The organism is Paenibacillus sp. 1001270B_150601_E10 (genome assembly GCF_015558675.1).
Taxonomy (GTDB): domain Bacteria; phylum Bacillota; class Bacilli; order Paenibacillales; family Paenibacillaceae; genus Paenibacillus_B.
Map to the genome: position 1 here is coordinate 71,176 of NZ_JADMOL010000010.1, position 19,816 is coordinate 90,991.

Annotated in this window: 16 protein-coding genes (1 of these 16 cut by a window edge); 13 read left to right on the forward strand and 3 right to left on the reverse strand. The window is 47.9% G+C overall.

The features are described from left to right. Positions 1 to 168: 168 nt before the first annotated feature. Together I2H74_RS19390 and fhuB are read left to right on the forward strand one after the other, a co-directional pair. Positions 169 to 1,200: an ABC transporter substrate-binding protein gene (locus tag I2H74_RS19390; protein WP_229106860.1), complete on the forward strand. Its 1,032-nt coding sequence runs from the start codon at positions 169 to 171 to the stop codon at positions 1,198 to 1,200. Further along, on the forward strand, positions 1,197 to 3,293 hold the full coding sequence (fhuB, locus tag I2H74_RS19395; RefSeq protein ID WP_195575888.1) for a Fe(3+)-hydroxamate ABC transporter permease FhuB: 2,097 nt from the start codon (positions 1,197 to 1,199) through the stop codon (positions 3,291 to 3,293). Before I2H74_RS19390 ends, fhuB begins: the two co-directional genes overlap by 4 nt. A 164-nt stretch (positions 3,294 to 3,457) precedes the next feature. On the opposite strand, the gene I2H74_RS19400 is transcribed toward fhuB, so the two are convergent. After that, the gene (locus tag I2H74_RS19400; protein ID WP_195575889.1) at positions 3,458 to 4,108 is read right to left on the reverse strand and encodes an MOSC domain-containing protein; all 651 of its coding nucleotides are present in this window, start codon (positions 4,106 to 4,108) and stop codon (positions 3,458 to 3,460) included. Positions 4,109 to 4,230: 122 nt separating this feature from the next. On the opposite strand from I2H74_RS19400, the gene I2H74_RS19405 reads away from it, so the two are divergent. From I2H74_RS19405 to I2H74_RS19425, 5 genes are all read left to right on the forward strand, one after another. After that, on the forward strand, positions 4,231 to 5,178 hold the full coding sequence (locus I2H74_RS19405) for an AraC family transcriptional regulator (protein ID WP_195575890.1): 948 nt from the start codon (positions 4,231 to 4,233) through the stop codon (positions 5,176 to 5,178). A 367-nt stretch (positions 5,179 to 5,545) separates the two neighbouring features. Continuing rightward, complete coding sequence (locus I2H74_RS19410; protein ID WP_195575891.1) at positions 5,546 to 6,910, forward strand: SPFH domain-containing protein; 1,365 nt, start codon at positions 5,546 to 5,548, stop codon at positions 6,908 to 6,910. A 10-nt stretch (positions 6,911 to 6,920) separates the two neighbouring features. Continuing rightward, the gene (locus I2H74_RS19415) at positions 6,921 to 7,661 is read left to right on the forward strand and encodes a hypothetical protein (protein WP_195575892.1); all 741 of its coding nucleotides are present in this window, start codon (positions 6,921 to 6,923) and stop codon (positions 7,659 to 7,661) included. Between the two features lie 30 nt (positions 7,662 to 7,691). Further along, positions 7,692 to 8,453, forward strand: coding sequence for a hypothetical protein (locus I2H74_RS19420; protein WP_195575893.1), 762 nt, complete (start codon positions 7,692 to 7,694; stop codon positions 8,451 to 8,453). 36 nt (positions 8,454 to 8,489) lie between these two features. Continuing rightward, positions 8,490 to 9,398, forward strand: a complete 909-nt coding sequence (locus I2H74_RS19425; protein ID WP_195575894.1) for a hypothetical protein — start codon at positions 8,490 to 8,492, stop codon at positions 9,396 to 9,398. Between the two features lie 246 nt (positions 9,399 to 9,644). On the opposite strand, the gene I2H74_RS19430 is transcribed toward I2H74_RS19425, so the two are convergent. Next, positions 9,645 to 10,511: a follicular epithelium yolk protein subunit gene (locus tag I2H74_RS19430; RefSeq protein ID WP_195575895.1), complete on the reverse strand. Its 867-nt coding sequence runs from the start codon at positions 10,509 to 10,511 to the stop codon at positions 9,645 to 9,647. Between the two features lie 134 nt (positions 10,512 to 10,645). On the opposite strand from I2H74_RS19430, the gene I2H74_RS19435 reads away from it, so the two are divergent. The 6 genes from I2H74_RS19435 (at position 10,646) to I2H74_RS19460 (ending at position 19,483) form a co-directional block, all read left to right on the forward strand. Continuing rightward, on the forward strand, positions 10,646 to 13,249 hold the full coding sequence (locus I2H74_RS19435; RefSeq protein ID WP_195575896.1) for a LuxR C-terminal-related transcriptional regulator: 2,604 nt from the start codon (positions 10,646 to 10,648) through the stop codon (positions 13,247 to 13,249). A 461-nt stretch (positions 13,250 to 13,710) separates the two neighbouring features. Further along, a complete protein-coding gene (locus I2H74_RS19440; protein ID WP_195575897.1) occupies positions 13,711 to 15,450 on the forward strand; it encodes an ABC transporter substrate-binding protein in 1,740 nt (579 codons plus the stop codon). A gap of 76 nt (positions 15,451 to 15,526) precedes the next feature. Further along, a complete protein-coding gene (locus I2H74_RS19445) occupies positions 15,527 to 16,480 on the forward strand; it encodes an ABC transporter permease (protein ID WP_195575898.1) in 954 nt (317 codons plus the stop codon). Positions 16,481 to 16,588: 108 nt separating this feature from the next. Next, positions 16,589 to 17,515: an oligopeptide ABC transporter permease gene (gene opp4C / locus I2H74_RS19450; protein WP_195575899.1), complete on the forward strand. Its 927-nt coding sequence runs from the start codon at positions 16,589 to 16,591 to the stop codon at positions 17,513 to 17,515. 14 nt (positions 17,516 to 17,529) lie between these two features. Beyond that, the gene (locus I2H74_RS19455; RefSeq protein ID WP_195575900.1) at positions 17,530 to 18,513 is read left to right on the forward strand and encodes an ABC transporter ATP-binding protein; all 984 of its coding nucleotides are present in this window, start codon (positions 17,530 to 17,532) and stop codon (positions 18,511 to 18,513) included. Beyond that, positions 18,506 to 19,483, forward strand: coding sequence for an ABC transporter ATP-binding protein (locus tag I2H74_RS19460; protein WP_195575901.1), 978 nt, complete (start codon positions 18,506 to 18,508; stop codon positions 19,481 to 19,483). Before I2H74_RS19455 ends, I2H74_RS19460 begins: the two co-directional genes overlap by 8 nt. Positions 19,484 to 19,748: 265 nt before the next feature. Here I2H74_RS19460 and I2H74_RS19465 read toward each other — a convergent pair whose 3' ends face one another. Then, positions 19,749 to 19,816, reverse strand: partial view of a M50 family metallopeptidase gene (locus I2H74_RS19465; protein ID WP_195575902.1) — the 3' portion only. Its footprint extends 685 nt past the window's final position; 68 of the gene's 753 nt are visible here — the last part of the coding sequence; its start codon lies off the right edge, out of view; its stop codon occupies positions 19,749 to 19,751.

Below are 19,816 nucleotides of genomic sequence, written 5' to 3' on the forward strand. Positions count from 1 at the left end.
CTTCTTTTTTTGTTGGAAAAAGAATGACAAAGATCACAAACAAACGAGGAAACTTATGGTTGACAACGATAATGAAAATGATTATCATTCTAAATGCAATCACCAATGAGAATTGTTATCAATCAGTGGTTGATGAGCTTAGATTCGATTCATGAGAGAGGGAGAATCATGATGATGCACAAGTTTCAACGGTCAACAACAATGCTAGTGATGCTAGTATTGCTTCTCATGTTAACGGCTTGCGGTCAGCAAGGAACCAGCGCAAATGGAGAAGCCCAATCAAATGAAGCGGGAGCCGCTTCACAATCTGACTCCAATTCTCAAGAGGTGCGCATGATTAAGCATGTGCTTGGCGAGACAAAGATAACAGGTACACCGAAGCGAGTCGTAGTTCTGGAATGGACCTATGCAGAGGATGTGCTTGCACTTGGCCTGCAGCCAGTAGGTATTGCTGATATTAAAGGAATGAATCAATGGGTTCGCCTTCCTGTAGAGATCAGCAAGGATGTAGTAGACGTAGGGGATCGCAGCACACCGAATATGGAAACGATCGCTGCGCTGAAGCCGGATCTTATCATTGGTCTCAAGAACAATCTAGAGAAGAACTATGAGGCATTCAGCAAGATTGCCCCAACGCTTGTCTTTGATCCATATCCAGTTGATGAATCCTTTGACCAATATACGGAAATGACAAATACGTTCACTGCAATTGCTGATGCGCTTGGAAAGCAAAAAGAAGCTGAAGCCGTGCTTGCAGATCTGGATAAAGCCTATGCGGCTGCCAAAGAAAAGATCCAAGCAGCGGGCATGGATAAGACGCCTATCGTGCTTGCGATGGGATACAGCAACCAGAATGCGGTCGTGTTCCGTATTTCTACGGACAACTCCATGGCTGTTAAGATTCTGGAGCATATTGGCCTTACAAATAAATACAAGGCGAAGAAGTTTGAACCATATGGCTTTACAACAGCGGATGTAGAGGCATTGCCGGCTCTTCAGGATGCTAACTTCCTGCACATTATTCAAGACAGCGACAATGTCATCGAGAATCAATTGAAGAACAATCCCGTATGGAACGGGCTTAGCTTTGTAAAGGAAAATAGAGTCTATGCCCTTGGCGGCGACATGTGGCCTTACGGCGGGCCGCTATCTGCAAAAATGATGGCTGAATCAACGGCCGATTTGCTAACGAAGAAATGAAGCTAGCTTCTGAGGGTGCTTCTGCTTCCGCCAGCATCAATCCAGCCCATTACCCGAGTGAGGGTAAGGGCTGGAAGCCGTTATGGATGCTTATTGCCGGAGTGGTTGCCTTAGCTCTCCTTACCTTTATAAGTCTAACGCAAGGGTTAGCAGATATTACGGTTCAAACCGTGGTTCAATCTCTCATTCATCCTCAGGATCTGCCTGATCATCAGATGATCCGAGCGGTAAGATTGCCCCGAACCGTGATGGGGCTGCTGTCCGGTGCAGCCTTGGCTATCTCCGGTGCGCTAATGCAGACCGTAACGCGCAATCCCCTCGCTTCTGAGACAACCCTTGGCGTCAACGCAGGGGCCTATCTTGCCGTCGTGGCAAGCACCATTTTCTGGCCTGCGATGCTGCATCAGTTTGCATTTCCGATTGCTGTACTTGGAGGAACACTCTCAGCAGGTTTGGTTTTCATACTTGGCGGCGGGCGCAAGGCTTCGCCGATTCGAATCGCACTGTCTGGGATGATCGTGACGCTCGTCTTGTCCTCCATAACAAGTGCCTTGCTGATGCTGAATCAGTTTGCGACCAAAGGTCTGTTTCTTTGGGGTTCCGGATCTCTTATTCAAAATGATTGGGACGGGGTGCAATTTGCTTGGCCATGGATATTGGGCGGGACACTCCTCATCCTATTCATGGCAAGACAGCTTGATCTGCTTACACTAAGCGAGGAAACCGCTAAGTCGCTTGGTCAAAATGTGGCCAGAACCCAGCTCTTTGCCATGCTAGGCGCAATCATTATCGCTTGTGTAAGTGTCAGTATTGTGGGACCGATCGGCTTCGTTGGCCTAATCGCCCCGCATCTTGTTCGCTTATCTGGAGTTCGAAAGCATGCGTGGCTCATACCGCTGTGTGCCGTATGGGGAGCGGCTGTGCTTGTAGGCGCGGACACTCTCTCACGCACGATAGTAGATGCCTATGGCGAATTGCCTGCAGGGGCGATTACGGCTGCAATCGGAGCACCTTGGCTCATCTGGCTTGCGGTACGTACCTCCGGAAAAGGCGGAGGAGGCCAGCGTGCAGGCGACGCGATGGCGATCGGAGGTCTTCAACAACGTATTCCATTTGGCGTATATGTGTGGATTTTTAGTCTATTGCTTATTGTCGTTTGGGTGCTAAGTCTGACCAGCGGCGCGATGCCTATCCCGTTGTCTGATCTTTTTGCTGTCATTACAGGTGGAGGCAACGAGCTCAATCAGCAGATCCTGTTTGATTTCCGCCTGCCGAGATTATTGACGGCAGGCTTTGCAGGGATCGCAATCGCTGCCAGCGGCAGCCTCTTGCAAAGCGCGATCCGCAATCCGCTTGGCGACCCTCAAATTGTAGGGGTCACGAGCGGTGCCGGGGCAGGGGCGCTGCTGCTTCTGATCGCATTTCCATCGCTGCCTGTTGCATGGGTGCCTGCAGGCGCAATGGCAGGCGGGCTCCTCGCTGCCGCCATCGTATATGCTGTATCCTGGCGCAGCGGATTGCAGCCAACTACGCTGACTCTAGTAGGGATCGCGGTATCTGCAGCAGGCTCGGCCGTTATCAACATCTTGATCGTTAAAGCCGATCTCGCTGCTGCGCCAGCCCTTGCCTGGATGGCAGGCAGCATATATGGCCGAGAGTGGACAGAAGTCAGACAGCTTCTGATCACGATCGTGCTGCTGCTCCCAATCGCATGGTGGCTTGGGCGCAAGGCCGACCTGCTTTCCTTCGGCGATGAAGTCGCCAGCGGTGTGGGCTTGTCGGTTCGCCGCACGCGCTTAATCGTCGCGGTCCTAGCCGTTATCCTATCATCCGTTGCCGCTGCCTGCGTTGGCGTCGTTGGCTTTATTGGCCTTCTTGCGCCACATGCGGCACGGATGCTGGTCGGTCATGAGCATCGCAAAGCCTTCGTCATCTCCTGTTTGCTCGGAGGCCTGCTGCTTGCCATATCAGATTGGATCGGAAGGGTTATTATGATTCCGAATGAGCTGCCTGCCGGCATCGTAGCAGCACTGATCGGAACGCCATACTTGGTGTTCCTCATGTACCGTACGTCGAGAACGAAAGCGTCGTAAAGGATTGGAGCCTTGTGTGCGGACAGCCCCTTTCGAGACTCTAGACATTCACGAGCATAAAAAAGCCTTCACCAATCACTCGAACTAATCAGGTGTTGATTAGCTGGTGAATGTGAAGGCTTTTTTCAAAAACAAACAGGTTGAACAAATAGTCAACGATCTATTTATCCTAGTTGAGCTAGACGCTTGGTTAAGGAATCCCTCCAGCTGTCAGACAGTGCAGGATGGCTGCCGAGCCTCTCCAGCCCTTCACGGCCATGCATCTTCTGATGCATCACTTCGTTTGCAAAGGATATGCTCAGCTGCTCAGGATCAGCTTCGACCCGCTCCATGATCTGGCCAGCTTGCACGTTTCCTGGAGTCAGCACTCTGAAGTAATAGCCGGTATAGCCTGTTTCCTGCATCCACAAAGGGATTTCCGGCAGCTGATATCTGGCGGCTAGCTTGAAGCAGGGCTGTCTAGGCTGTGTGACTTGAACGACCGCTTCGCCAAGCTCAAAGATGTCTCCAATATGAATGTTCGTTTCCAAGAGGCCTGATGTCGTAAGATTCTCGCCAAAGGCTGCGTTTGGCAGCTCTTGATTGAATCGACTGCTCCAATAATTGTAATGCTCCTGACAATATACACATACGGCTTTATCCGGTCCTCCGTGATGCTTCGTATCGGCTTGTCCGTCGCCTTCAAAGCCTAATGTGCCTAATGCAATCCGTTCAGGGGTCGCCAGCTTGATCATTCCGGAGGTGACCGGTCGTCCATGATGTACAAGTGATTCGGCTGGCTTGCCGACACTAAGCGCAACAAGCTGTGCTTGCATACAATTCCTCCTTTTATGGTTAACGGTCGGTATAGACTTTTCCCATTTGAAAAAGAATGTTATAAATGAAATAAGTATAGTTCATCTTAGATCAAAAGGATAGGACAGTGAGGAGGATCAACTTGTCGACTCCGGAAACCCCAATAAGACAACAGAAGACATCGGAGGATGTGATCTTCTACCGTGCTGAGGACGAGATAGGCTCATCGCTGCCCTTTAAAGTGTATCGCTGGGATCGAGCAGGTGGAAGCACTCGCGACCACAAGCATGATTATATCCAGCTATGGTATGTAGTAAAGGGAGAAATGATCCATAAGATCAATGGACAGTCTTATCGGATGATGAAGGGCAATCTCTTTGTTGCGCCGCCGCATACGGTGCATCGCGTGGATATGATGCCTGGTCAGGATATCGATATCATTGGCTGTGAGTTTCTCCCGCAATTTGTAGACGAGCAGTATGAAACGAGATCTTCAGAGCATCAAAGTGTAGATGCGGGATATCTGGCCCCTTTTCTTAACGAGGAGGGAGAACATACGTCTACCAAGATTGCTTTGTCCGGTGAGACAGAGCTTGAGGTATTGAAGCTGCTAGAAGAGATGCTTGGGCAGTTCCAGCTTGGCAAGCGCCATTATGAGCTCTTCTTGAAAGCCAACCTTCTAAAAGTGATGGCGATTCTGATTCAAGAGAAGCAGAAGCAATCCGGTCAAACGAATGAAGAAGATGAGCGGCTTGAAAAGTTCCGTGATCTTATGATGAGTGCGATTGCGTTTATCAATGAACATTATCATGAGGAACTTCGCCTCGAGCGCTTATGCCGGAAGTTCAGCATATCGAAGACTTATTTTTGCGCTTTGTTCAAGCGATTTACAGGGCAAACCTATAATGATTATCTCATTAATCTGCGTGTCCATAAGGCCGCGGCTCTTCTGATGGGGACGGATATGTCCATAACGGATATATGCTTTGCCGTCGGGTTTAACGATGTTCCTTACTTCTCAAGGGTATTCAAGCGCCAGACAGGCGTTACACCCTCTCATTTTAAAAAGAATGCGACGAGCGTGTCATAGGGTTCCCTATGACATCCATCATAGGGAGCGGTGTGCAGGATAGGCTAAGATAGCCAAGCAGGCGCGCTTCCGAACGATGAATCCTGAAAGCTGTTAACATATTGCGTGATAAAGACTCTATTCATTCGGAGTGCTGACGTTCGGCACGATGAATGTGTAGGGTCTTTTTTGACTCGTTCTTTATACCTGAACAAGGATAAGAGAATCATTGAAAAGATAGAGAAAGGTATAGGAACGATACGGACCTGCATTTATAATGAATGCATGTACATATATACAATATTAAATCAAATCAGACGATCAGACGTATGAAATATTCATAGATTACGTTTAATATGCGTCATTCGAGGGGAGAGGAGAGTACGGAATGGCTATTATTGAAGTCATCAAATATGATGGTTCTCCAGACGTATTTGCATGGAGATACCCGAATCAAGAACTGGCTACTTGGACTCAGCTTATCGTTAACGAGTCCCAAGAGGCGATCCTGTTCAAGGGGGGACAGGCGCTGGATCGATTTGGTCCAGGAAGACATACGCTAAGCACGCAGAATATTCCTTTGCTGCAATCTGTAATCAATATCCCGTTCGGGAATAAATCGCCGTTTTCAGCTGAGGTCTGGTATATCAATAAGGTGAGCTCACTCAACATCAAGTGGGGAACGCCATCGCCGATAACGCTGCAGGATCCCAAATACAATATCATGCTTCCGGTGCGTTCCTATGGTCAATTCGGCATAGAGATCGAGGAGCCGAGAAAGTTCTTGATCAAGCTGAACGGAACGCTGCCTGTGTTCGATAAAACCACCCTTACGACTTACTTCCGCGGCGTGCTGATGATGAACATTCATGAACTGATCACGACATACGTTACGCAGAAAAAGGTGAGTGTCCTTGAAATTAACGCCTATGTCGGAGAAATCTCGAAGCATATCACCGAGCGTCTTGCACCTATTTTTGCTGATTACGGCATACGGCTCCTGAATTTCTATGTGGAATCGATTAATACGCCAAGTGATGATGCAGCAACATCAAGGCTCAAGGAAGCGCTGTCTAAGCGAGCGGAAATGGACATTCTTGGATACGATTATCAGCAGGAGCGATCCTTCGATACGCTTGACAATGCCGCGAAAAACATGGGCGGAGGCGGCAGCGATATGATGAACGCGGGGATGGGCCTGGGGATGGGTGCGAGTCTTGGTATGGGCTTTGGACAATCGATGTCGAATATGTTTCAGAATGTCTTCCCGAACACGAAGATGCCGAGCTCTAGCAACAGTCATTCCTATTCGACTACAACGTCCTATTCAAGCTGTCCAAAATGCGGGTCCATGAACCATGCAGCTTCGCCATTCTGCTCCTCCTGCGGTTTGCAGTTAAAGCAAGGCCATGCACCTAGCTTTCAATCTGCACCTGCGACGATTTGCAATAAATGCCGAAATTCCATTCCTCAGGGAGCAAAATTCTGCCCGCATTGTGGAGATGCCTATATTCCATGTCCGACATGTGGAGCAGATAATTCGAAGGATGCAGTACAGTGCGCAACCTGTCACTCCCCGTTAAAGGCTCAGCAATCGACGGTTTGCCGTAAATGCCAGACTGCGCTAGCTCCGGGTGCCAAGTTCTGTATGAACTGTGGTACGAGTACGCAGCTTACCTGCCCATCATGCAGCACGACGGTACAGCCTGGACAGAAGTTCTGCTTTGAATGTGGACAAGCATTGACGACTTAAGGAGGACGTTATGGGGAACATTCGACTGAATCTAAAAATATCAACGGTACTGTATGGTTTGTCCTTAGCGCTTACGGTTCTCATTATGCTTTGGACGAGAGGGTTATTCCCTTCTGGGCATTGGTTGGTTAGCCTGCTTTTCCTTATAGCTGGGGAAACGGGAATCTACTTCACAGCGCTGTACTACAGCATGAATAAGAAGAAGGCGCTAAAGCAGCTTCCTAGTCAGAGCGTGTTTGTCACAGTTAGTATCCTTTACTTTATTGCAGTGGTCGGACTAGTGCTTGTGGTAAGCTTGTTATTCCGTGCATCGACGACTCATTACGTGTACAGCCATCTTGCTGTACTGCTTCTTGCGGCGATCGTGCTCACACTTGGATATTGGTTCTCAAAATATGCAGGGCAGCAGGAGGAGCAGGCTTCTTCTGAACGGCGCGTGCTGCAGCGCATGGATATTAAGCTTGCGGTTCTTAAGCAGCAGCTGGCAAGAGGAACCGCCGAGGAAGCTGCTCTATTAGCGAAAGAGATTGGTCGCTTGCAGGAAAAAGTGAAATACAGCGATCCGGTTGTATCGGAGGAATTGTATAACACGGATTATTTGATCATGGAGAAGCTGCAGGAGCTTGAGAATGGCGTGTCGATGTTTCTTCGAACCCCCGCCGGTTGTGATTCCACTGAGATTCGTTCTCTCATCGGGGCTATTGAGGATGAGCTGGAACTAAGAAATCGCAGCAATATTCAGATTCACTAAGCATGAAGTTGCTAAAGAAAGGATGAAACGATGAACAACATGGGTCAGCCGACATCTCTTAGAAAGGATCAGCAGCAGGCATTAAAGCAAGCAGGGATCAGACCTGCCATTAGTGGTTGGCTTGTATTGCTTGGAATGGCGCTGTTTTTCCCAATAGGTTTTATATTGTTATTCATACGGTGCTTTAAGCATTGGAGCAAGCGCTACTGGCATGCGAATGATTTGCGTCTTGCGGGACATGGTTTTATTTTTACTGGAATATGGTTCATATTGTTGTTCCTTATTGGGGATTCAGGATCTGTAAACCCTGATCCTGAAGGGGCAAGAAGTGCATCTATGATTGTAGCTTTCATATTCATCATTCCTGCTCTCATCTGCTATTTCGTCGCCAGTGGGAAGAATAAGCTGGTTCAGAAGGACTATATGACTTACGGAAAGCTTGCGAGCGAGAAGCGGGTCGTTGCTTTGGCGGAGCTAGCTCTTTTTAGCCAGAGAAGGGAAAAGGAAGTACGGGAGGATATGAAGTATCTATCGGCAATTGGCTACTTTCCTCACCATACATGGGACCCGGCAACGTTAACACTCGTTGGAAACAGCAGCTTCCGGCCTGCATCGGAGACAAGTCAGACTTCCGCATCATCTGCTCAAGAGAGCGCCGCAGCAAAGGCGCATACTGCAGGCCAGGGCTCTGCAAAGACTGTAGATTGTCCGGGCTGCGGGGCGGCTGTCACGCTCTCCGTCGGGGAGAAGAAGCAGTGTGAGTTCTGCGGCAATGTCGTCTCTTATTCATAGGCGTGCACGTAAACGGAAAGGAGAGAATTACCTTCCATGAACCATCAGACAAATATTGCGCTGGAGCAAGCAAATAGATGGAGAAAAGGAACGAATGAATTCACAACGCCGGCGATACCTGGAGCTGCTCTTATTATTTTGGTTATCTTCTTTTTTCCATTAGCTATTTTGCTGTGGATCATTCGGTTTTCGAAGCATAGAGATAAAAGCTTTATGCGCGTCAGGGATATACGTATGGCGGGTCATATGCTGCTCGTAGGCGGTCTCTTTCTCATCTTGATTCTTGCTCGTTCAGATGTGGACGCAAGCTACGTGGTTCCCTTGACTGTGCTAAGCCTCTTTTTGCTTCTTGGTGCGGGCTGGATGTATCTGTGGTCTAAGATGATGCAGAAGAAACTGGATGCAAATTATTATGTGATCGAAGAACAGGTGAATCGGCATGGCGTTCGTAAAGTGACCGATCTTGTGCAAGTAACGGGAAGACCTGTGCATAGGATGTCAGAGGATGTAAAGTACTTGGCCTCGATTGGGCTGTTCCCAGGCCTTGTGCTTAACACGTCGACATGGACGCTGACGGAGTTTACAAGGCAGCATTCGAGAGGATCATCGCCTTCTCGACCGTATGCCTCAGCCAATGGCGTGAAGACTTATACGACAACCTCTACCAAAACAACATATGCAGGACCCATGGAGTTTACCAATGAGGAACTTGAAGAGATTGGGGAGCGTACGAGAGAGTTGGTCGATTCCATTTTTAATAAAATGGAAAGTCAATCTAGTGGGAAACGGCCTGCCGCTGCAAGCGAACCTAAAGGAAAGTCTGCATCGTCCCCTCCAAAGCCAACGGTCAAATATTGTCCAGGCTGCGGCGCGGCTATTCAGATTGCTCCACAGGAAACGAAGACGTGTGGCTTCTGCGGCAATGTTGTTACCTACAACGTATGATCAAATCATTGATATCCCAGCAATGAGATACATCCGTATTAAAGATGACTGCATTTAGAGACGATAGGCTATGTTATTTATGGATAAGGTCAATATCAGTGATGGGATGTAAAATTGGAAAGCCCTAATGTCAACTCTAGACATTAGGGCTTTCTTTTTGAAGGATAGACGATGTGATGAACAAGAGAACGTTTATAGAAAGGATGATTACGGTATTTCGCTTCAAAATTCAGCTAAAGCGATGGTTCACGAAGGAACAGCTAATGGATGAGGCAAGGAAAACGATACCTTTTGGCCGTCTGTCGGTCCGATGAGCACAATTTTAGAAGAATCATAATAACCGATCTCGATTGTTTCGGTAAAAGTCTGAGTCAACGGTATGCCTGCTGCTCGCATAACATTATGAATATCTAAACCCCAGAAATGATGATCCTTATACTTCGACTCGTAATTAAGCGCCGTCACACCAGTTAGAGTGGCTTCATACTCAATGACCGCTTTCATGACTCCACGGCTAGCACTCAGCTGAACCTCAACCGACTCGTTTGGGCCAAGATCAACCGAGACGCCGCTTTCGGAACCGACAGTTACGGTCTTGCTCTCTGAATCCTCACGTCCCCACTCATGGCTGTAGGACAAGGTTGTCTCTCCTCCTGCACCTGTACCTAAGAAGCTTATCTCATAGCTGACGCTTTGCTCAAAAGAAACCGTATCTGTTTGTGACCAACTGCTCGTGGAAGTATTCGACACCTCATCAGTGATGCTGGCAATGAAGGTAGCCGGTTTATCGCTATTATTGGTAAATGACTTAGTGGCAATTATGGTTGGCTCCGACGTAATCTCTAGAATCGTGGCGTTTTTAACGTTTAGAACAGTTTGTACCTGCGACCAGTTATAACTTTGATAGAGATCTCCCCAAGGAGTAGGACTGTGGAGATACGCATCGGTCGGCCTTTGTCCGAAGTAGGTTTCAACAGCCTGTTTCAGAGCATTGTCGTCAATTCCAAATGTACTTCTTTCTTTATCAGTAATAATGTGCAGCATGATTCCTGCTGCGGTGATAGTCGATGATTCCTTATCATGCCCTGCATGAATGCTCACTTGAATTCCCACTCTAAAACTCCCCTTTCCAATGTTGAAATATATCCACATAATGGATACGATGAAAGTATCGATTATGATCAACATATCTTAACGGAAAAGGGCATACAAGCAACGTAAGTTGTATTGACAGGAGCGTAAATACAATGAGAATAAGTTTTCAATGGGATGAACATTCACAATATGCTTCAGGAGGCAGTGTCCTAGCCTCGAAAATCTCGATTCCTCCACAAACCAAGCATGACATTATCCGGTCACGTTTAATGACTCAGCTTGATAACCATGTTCAACATCCTATTACACTTGTAACGGCCCCAGCAGGGTTTGGAAAAACAACGCTGGTAAGCCGGTGGCTTCACATTCGCAATCGAAAGGCTGCTTGGGTGTCCTTGGATGCAGGCAGTAATGAGTTTATAAGGTTTTGGAGTGAACTAAGCTATGCAATTGAGAAGCATATTCCTGAGTTTGCTTCGAAAATGGTGCCGATATTGCGTTCTTTCCAAAGTTATTCGGGAGAGGCCGTCCTTTCATTTTTCCTGCAAGAGCTTGCCCAGATTACAGAACCTTGTGTGGTGGTGCTAGATGATTATCATGAAATAACAAACCGTGCCGTGCATCGCAGTCTTTCATTTGTCATTGAGCATCTGCCAGCACATATACGGATTGTTCTGCTTAGTCGCGTCATTCCCCCTTTGACATTATCTCGATTTCGAGTTTCTAAACTGTTAAGCGAAATGAATGCAGCCGAGCTTCGATTTACATTGGAAGAAGTTCATAAGCTTCAACAGAAATCTCCTCATCTATCGCTAACAGCGAACGATCTTGCGTTATTGCAGCAGAAGACGGAAGGGTGGGCAGCTGGGCTGGCGCTCGCGTTTCTATATATAGAGGGAAAAAGTGACGTTTCGTCACGTATCGAGTCATTTTCCGGCAGCAACCGCTATATTTTTGATTATTTAATGGATGAAGTGCTATCGCGCCAATCGGATGAAATACAGTTGTTCTTGCTGCGAACCTCCATTTTGGACAGCATGTGCGCCTCGCTTGCAGATGCAGTCACAGAACGTGATGATTCGTCAAGTCTGCTAACAACCCTAGAGCGCAGTCTTATGTTTCTGACACCGATGGATGATACGCGATCATGGTATCGCTACCACCATTTATTCAGTACGATGCTTAGAGAACGACTGATCCAAAAGTTGAGTCCGATCGAGTTAAAGGATCTTCATCAGCGAGCACACCGTTGGTTGGATCGAAACGGACAATTCATGAAAGCGATTCACCACGCATTGGAAGCAGGCGATCATGCTGCTGCAGCCGAATACATGGAGCGGAATCTAGGAGCTATTATTAGCAGTGGAGATGAATCCATGCTGTTGAAATGGCTGGCCGAACTTCCTCCGAATAATATCGTGGCACATCATGATCTGTTTTATTTTCTGGCAGGCACCATGGCGTTTCAAGGACGTATTGCGGAGACTAACGAGCTCCTAAGGCATGCGCTGCAATGGATTGAAGCCGATGATGGGATGGGAGCAGTTGACTCTGACGCTAAGAAAGTTGAGAATATGCTGCGAATGGGGATGTTTCGTGCCTCCATCGCTTATTACCAAGGTGATATCGATACGTTTATTGAACTGATTGATACCCATATGGAAGGCTTAAAGAAGTTCGCGTCTATCGTAAAGGTTGTTAATCTCAGTGAAGCGCTGTTGTATCGAGGTCCGATCGGATTTGGCGGAAGATTGAGCAAGATGGCTTACTTGTCGTTAAAAGTATCGGAGTCAGAGCAAAGGAGACAGGCTGTCCATTATGCTTTGCAGGGGCATGGATTTGTATTCCTTGCGGATCTGTATTATGAATGGAACCGATTGGACGAAGCAGAGAGTACGTTGGAGCAGGTATCGACGATTCGTATCACGCCGCAGGTGCTGGGACTCGTTATTCCAAGCGTCATTTTACAGTCCAAAATTTATCAAGCCAAAGGAGAATGGGATGAGGCCAAAAAGCTGATTCAACAGACAATCCACGAGATTGAGGCTTATCCGTCCAAGCATTGGCTGCTCATGCTGGAAGCTCGTATGGTACAAATGTGTCTCGCACAAGGCTATGTTGCTGCTGGTGAGGAATGGATGAAAAGGCGCCATCTTCAGGCGACGGACACAGCTCATGCGGCAAGGGAATATGAGAAGCTGACCGTCGTACGAATCCTGATCAACCAGCAGCATGCGGACCAAGCCATTCGATTGTTAAAACAACTCGACAGAGAGGCCAGATCCAAGCATCGTTTGGGGAGCCGGATCGAGATTCAGCTTTTGCTTGCGTTATCGTATCATCTTTCCGGAAAAGGATTAAGTGCGGCCAAGTCGCTAGAAGAGGCGTGCAAGCTTGCTGAGCCGGAAGGCTATATTCGGATATTCCTTGATGAAGGAGAGCCTATCCTTGAGCTGTTGGCTGCATCAGGATTGGCTTACGCACGTCAGTTGCTGAATATATCCCAAACAAGCAGCAGTGGGGCGGTTGAAGAAGAACAATATCGTCGGGAAGTCAAGTCGGAAGTGTCGCTGACACCGCGAGAGCATGAAATGTTGAGGTTCATCGCTAACGGATATTCCAACGATGAAATTGCGAGAAGCTTATATTTATCAGAAGGTACCGTGAAGCGCTATATTCATCACTTGTATCAGAAGCTTGAAGCGAAGAATCGCGTCCAAGCGATTACGAGAGCGAAGGAGCTTCGCTTGTTATAATGATAAATTCTAATCATGAGGTGTCCCATAAGCCAATGAGAGTGGCAGGGGACACCTCTTTTTCATATCTAACGGGCTGTATCAGATTTGAAAAGTCGACATATGGAGAGTCTAGCAGACTATCACCGTATCCTAATTACTCTGTCAATAGACCGATCTTTATCATGAATTTTGATTCGTACAATTTAGGATCCGAATGGGAGGAGTACCACTCATTATGAGTGTAAGATCAGTCATTCTCAAGCAAAAAAGCGGAAAAACTTGCATCAAATACTACCGTTGGTTAAATAAATCGAGCTCTTACTTTCATAGTGAGACAAAGTTTTAAGGTCAAAAATAACGTCTTTAAAAATATGGTTTACAAATATTTGGAAGGGGTTTATAATCAAAAACACCATAATCCTACTTAGCGCATAGGAATAATGGATAATGTAGAACAGGACACTATGGGAGGGTCATGTATGAACAAGAAATTATTACTGTCGGTCTTATCTTTAACGATGGCGGGGAGTTTGCTCTTAGCTGCATGCTCAAGCAGCAATGAGTCTACCGCTAACCCCGGAACGAGTGCATCTAATAGCAGCGAAGCTGGCTCTGCTCAAGAGAATAATGCAGCTCAACAAGCCCTAACGCAGCTTCAGCCTGCTAGCGATATCTCGAAGCTGCCGGAACAAGCCAAGAAGCGGACGGATACCATCATAGTAGGGCTGACGGACCCGAGCGGAGCATTCACTCCCTATTTCCAACAAAGCGGATATGATGGCAACGTATCCTCGATTCTATATGCTTCGCTTGTTACGGTAGACGACAAAGGGCTGCCGGTTCCTGACCTCGCAGAGAAATGGGAGGTGTCCGATGATCAACTGACGTATACCTATCATTTGCGCAAGGAGCTTAAATTCAGTGATGGTTCTCCATTGACAGCAGATGATGTTGCCTTTACTTGGACGCTGCTTCACGACAAGGTGTACGACGGAGGCTCTTTGATTCCTGAGCTCCATATCAAGGGCGGCCAAGCTTATAAAGAAGGGAAAGCAGAAAGCATTGAAGGGATAAAGGTCATCGATCCGCAAACGATATCTGTAACGCTTGAGAAGCCGAATGCTACCGCTTTGACTACACTCGGAGGAGAGGTTTTGTCCAAAGCATACTATGGCAAGGATTATGCATTTGGCGAGCTTGACTACATAAAGAAACTGCATGAGAACCCTATCGGCACAGGCCCGTATAGGCTGGAGAAATTCCTTCCAGGCCAAGAGGTGCGCTTTATAGCAAACGAGTACTACTATCAGGGCAAGCCGAAGGTGGAGCATTTTATCTATAAGACGACAGAAGGCGATACCCTGCAATTTATCGAGACAGGCGAGCAAGATTTCGGCGGCTTTTCAGCTACGAAGGAGAACATTGATAAGCTAACAGGCCTCGGATTCCTAGATCTGCTTCCTTATACCGCGAACAACTATGGCTACATTCAATTCAACCTCGAGCATGCTCCTCTTAAAGATAAGGCTGTTCGACAAGCATTAACCTATGGTCTGGATCGCAAGACGATCTATGTGGATACGAACCAAGGTGCCGCACAGATTGCCAACATCCCAGCATCTCCCGTGTCTTGGTCTTATACCGAAGAAGGAATCAACACCTATGACTATGATCCGGAAAAAGCGAACCAATTGCTTGAAGACGCTGGTTGGGTAAAGGGAGCAGATGGTATCCGTGAGAAGGACGGTCAGAAGCTTTCCCTACACTTTATTGGCTCAAAGAGCAAAGCGACAGACGTGTTTATCGCAGTGGCAAAGGAAAACTATGCTGCCATCGGCGTGAAGCTTGAAGCTGAACAATTTGCCGATTTCAATGCGCAAATTGCGAAGTTTGAAAGTGGAGACTTTGATCTTGTGTCGTTCTCTACGCCAATCCTTACGGACCCTTCTGATGGGGTCGTGGCTTTCGTGAATGGAGAGGTCAAAGGCTATGACAATCCAAAGGTGAAAGAACTGTATGAGAAGGGACTTGCGACGAGCGACATCGAAGAGCGAAAAGCCATTTATAAAGAGCTGTATCAAGTCATTAATGATGATCTGCCGTATATTTTTACAAGCTACAAAAAATCGCTGTATGCCTTCAACGGCCGCATCGAGAATCTGACAGTGAGTCCATTCCGCGGCATTTCCGCGAATATTCACAATTGGGAATTAAAATAATGGAATCCCGCCCTTGGTCTGCTGCATCGTTCCTCGACGCAGGCTAAGGGCCTTATCCCTTGCAAAGGAGCCTATTATGAGTAGCTATTTACTTCGAAGATTGTTGTATATGGTTCTGATTCTTGCAGCGGCCTCCTTGTTCATTTTTGCGCTGTATGCGCTGATGCCAGGCGACTTCGTATCGGGGAATCTGCGTCTGTCTGCTGAGCGAAAGGCGGAGCTTCGCGAGATCTTTGGGCTGAATAAGCCGCTTCTTGAGCGATACGGGACGTGGATGAATCAGGCGCTGCATGGCAATTTCGGGTTCTCGCTTGCACAGCAGAAGCCGGTTATCACGCTATTTAATGAGTATGTCTGGAACTCGTTTTTGCTTGCGATCGTGTCGACCTTCTTTACCTGGCTGATTGCAGTCATTATCGGGGTCATTTCCGCGTATAAGCAGTATTCAATCTTTGACACATTGGTCATGATTTTCATATTCGCAGCGATGTCGATCCCTTCCTTCTTTATCGGCTTATTCTTGATTAAAGTGCTGGCCGTTGATCTGAAGTGGCTGCCTCCAGGCGGAATGACCACAACAGGCAGCAATGCTACAGGGATGGCTTATATCCGTGAAGTGCTGGATCATATGATACTTCCTGTCGTCGTCATGACATTGCTCGGTGTAGGCTCATTAACCCGCTACTTCCGCAGCAATATGCTTGATGTGATTCGTCAGGACTACATCCGCACAGCACGTGCCAAGGGCTTGAAGGAACGGGTTATCTTGTACCGTCATGCCTTGCGCAATGCACTTCTGCCTGCCATTACTCTTGTCGGATTTGAGCTCCCCGGATTATTCGGAGGTTCGCTGATCATAGAGAAGATCTTCAACTGGCCGGGAATCGGCCAATTATATATGCAGTCCTTTACGGTAAGAGATTATCCGCTCTTGATGGGCTTTACGATGTTTATCGCTATCCTGACCGTCATTGGGACACTGGTCTCGGATATCTTGTACCGCGTAGCGGATCCACGGATTAAGCTCTAGTTGATCCACATAATGAAGCTCTAAGTGCTGATCCTAACGAGGAACTAAACTGCTTACGGTTCAAGCATTTACAATCATTGAACGGGAAAATGTGAAGGGGGATTCACCATGGCATCCATCTCTGGAGGAGCAGTAGAGCTAAAGCGCAGTCAAGCTGTCCCAGTTCGCTCCTCCTTATGGCGGCAAGCGATGCTTCGGCTTCGTAAAAACAAGCTCGCCATGTCTGGCTTAGGATTTATCATATTTATGTTTCTCATTTGCTTTATCGGCCCGCTCTTCTCCCCATATGCAGATGGGAAGATCGATACGGCCAATATGTATAGTGCGCCTTCCTGGAAGCATTGGCTCGGTACCGATCTGTTAGGACGAGATATTATGACAAGGCTCTTGCAGGCTGGGAGAATCTCGCTGACGGTAGGCTTTGCCTCCATGTGCATTTCGGTGCTGATCGGCTCCATCCTAGGAGCCATTGCAGGCTATTACCGAGGGATCGTCGACCAAGTGATCATGCGTGTTGCGGATTTGCTGCTTACGATTCCAAGCCTGCCGATCCTCTTTATTCTAGGAGCCTTGCTCTCCGAGTGGAAGGTGCCGACGGAATACCGCATGTATATCGTCATGCTGATGCTGAGCTTTGTCGGCTGGCCGGGGCTCGCGCGCCTTGTGCGAAGCCAGATGCTTAGCGTCCGGGAGCGGGAGTTCATGCAGGCTGCCATCGTGCTTGGCCTTGATGATCGTCGAAAACTGTTCAATCATATGCTGCCGAATATCATTCCACTATTGATTGTAGTAGCAACCTTGAATATTGGCGGCTCCATTCTTTACGAATCGGTGCTTAGCTTCTTCGGGCTTGGCGTCATGCCGCCAACGCCGACGTGGGGCAATATGATTGATTCTGCGAACAACCTGATCGATTTTGAGCAGCATCCGTGGCTTTGGATTCCGCCTGGTGCAGCTATCTTTACGACAGTTATTGCGATCAACATTTTTGGCGATGGATTACGAGATGTGCTTGACCCAAAACAGAAGAAGTAAGGGAATGACATCACATGAAAAATGTAATGGAAATTGACCACCTGTGCACATATTTCTATACCAGTGAAGGAGCGGTTAAGGCCGTAAATGATATTAGCCTCCGCATCCGCGAAGGCGAGACAGTATGCATCGTTGGCGAATCGGGCAGCGGCAAGAGCGTAACGGCTCTCTCGATTATGGGACTCATTGAAGAGCCTGTAGGCAAGATCGTGGAGGGGCAGATTCTCTTTGATGGCAAGCAGCTGCTGAATCTGTCTAAGCAGGAGCTGCGGTCGATTCGAGGCAACGATATTGCGATGATCTTTCAGGAGCCGATGAGCTCCTTGAATCCGGTAATTCCGATCGGCAAGCAGATTATGGAGCCGCTGATGACGCATCAGGGGTTAACTAAAAAAGAAGCGAAAAAGCGCGCCATTGAGCTGATCGAGCTAGTCGGAATCTCTCGTCCGGCACAGATTGCAGAGAGCTATCCGCATCAGCTAAGTGGAGGAATGCTTCAGCGCGTGATGATTGCCATGGCGATCTCCTGCAAGCCCAAGCTCTTGATTGCGGATGAGCCGACAACTGCGCTTGATGTCACGATTCAAGCACAGATTCTGGATATGCTCGACCGTATCAAGCAGGAAGCCAATATGTCGATGCTGCTGATTACCCACGATCTTGGAGTGGTAGCCGAGATTGCGGATTACGTCATCGTGATGTACTCGGGCAAGATTGTAGAGGAAGGCGAGGTTGTAAAGCTGTTCGACAGTCCGAAGCATCCGTACACGCAAGGCTTGCTTCGCTCGAAGCCAATCATTGGTGATCGGCAGGAAGAACTGTATTCGATTCCAGGACAAGTGCCTAACCCGCTGGATTTGAAGGAGTCCTGTTATTTTCACGATCGATGCGAGCATTGCCTGCCAATCTGTAAAACAAAGCTGCCTCAGCTTAAAGGACTTGAAGGCAGACAGCGGGTAGCCTGCTGGCTGTATGAGGAGGGGACCCAACATGACTGAGGCCTTGCTGGAAGTCAATCATTTGAAGACGTATTTCCCAATTACGTCGGGCTTATTCAACCGCACAGTTGGACATGTAAAGGCTGTGGATGACATCAGCATTACACTGAAGGAAGGGGAAACGTTCGGGTTAGTAGGTGAATCCGGCAGCGGCAAGAGCACAGTTGGAAAGACGATCGTTCGGCTGGCCGATAAGACGTCCGGAGAAGTCAAGTTCAAGGGCATCGATCTTCATCAATTGTCGGAAAAGGAGCTGCGCAAGCTGCGACCGAAGCTTCAATTGATCTTCCAAGATCCGTATAGTTCTTTGAATCCCAGAGTACGGGTTGGTGATGCGATCGGTGAAGCCTTGATCAACCATGGACTTGCGAACAAGGCTGAGGCGAGGGCGTTGGTTCTGGAGGTGATGGATGCGTGTGGACTATCCAGCTACCATTATGACCGTTTTCCGCATGAGTTCTCAGGTGGTCAGCGTCAGCGAATTGGGATCGCGAGAGCGCTTGTGCTGAATCCGGATCTGATCATTGCCGACGAGCCAGTGTCTGCACTCGATGTATCCATCCAAGCTCAAATTATTAATTTGTTCCGAAAATTGCAGGTCAGCCGTGGCTTGACGTATCTGTTCATATCTCATGATCTAAGCGTTGTTGAGCACTTGTGCACGCGCATTGGGGTGATGTATCTCGGAACGATGATGGAGACAGCCAGTCGAGATGAGCTGTTCCGCAATCCGCTGCATCCATATACGAAGGCGCTGCTATCTGCGGTCCCCATTCCGATTCCGAAGAAGAAGCGGAAGGATCAGAAGGAACGGATCGTCCTGAGCGGAGATATCCCGAACCCGGCGAATCCTCCATCAGGCTGCAAGTTCCATACGCGCTGCCCGTTTGCCACAGATATCTGCCGTGAGCAGGTGCCGGTATTCCGCAACGTAGGCGGAGATCATTATGTCGCCTGCCATTTGGTGTAGAATAGCGAAAACTTGATATTAAAGTCTGTCTAATATGAAGCTTAGGTTGGTTTGCCTAACGGGGTTGCTAAGGTTGCAACGATAAAAAAGGTCAAGTAGGGGACTCATACTAGCCCCTTACTTGACCCTTTTTGACTCAAATCGCATTTGTTTGGCAGGATGGCCTCTCGCAGCAGCTAAGAAATAGCTGATGAGTTCTTATCCTCATATTCCGCCATTAAGCCAAGAGCTCCTTACAATGAATGAAGTTGGAAGTGGGATCGAATTATTCCTTCTTTTGTAGGATCATCGATTGGAAAAATTGATTCAATTGTGCTAGGCACTCGTTCTTGA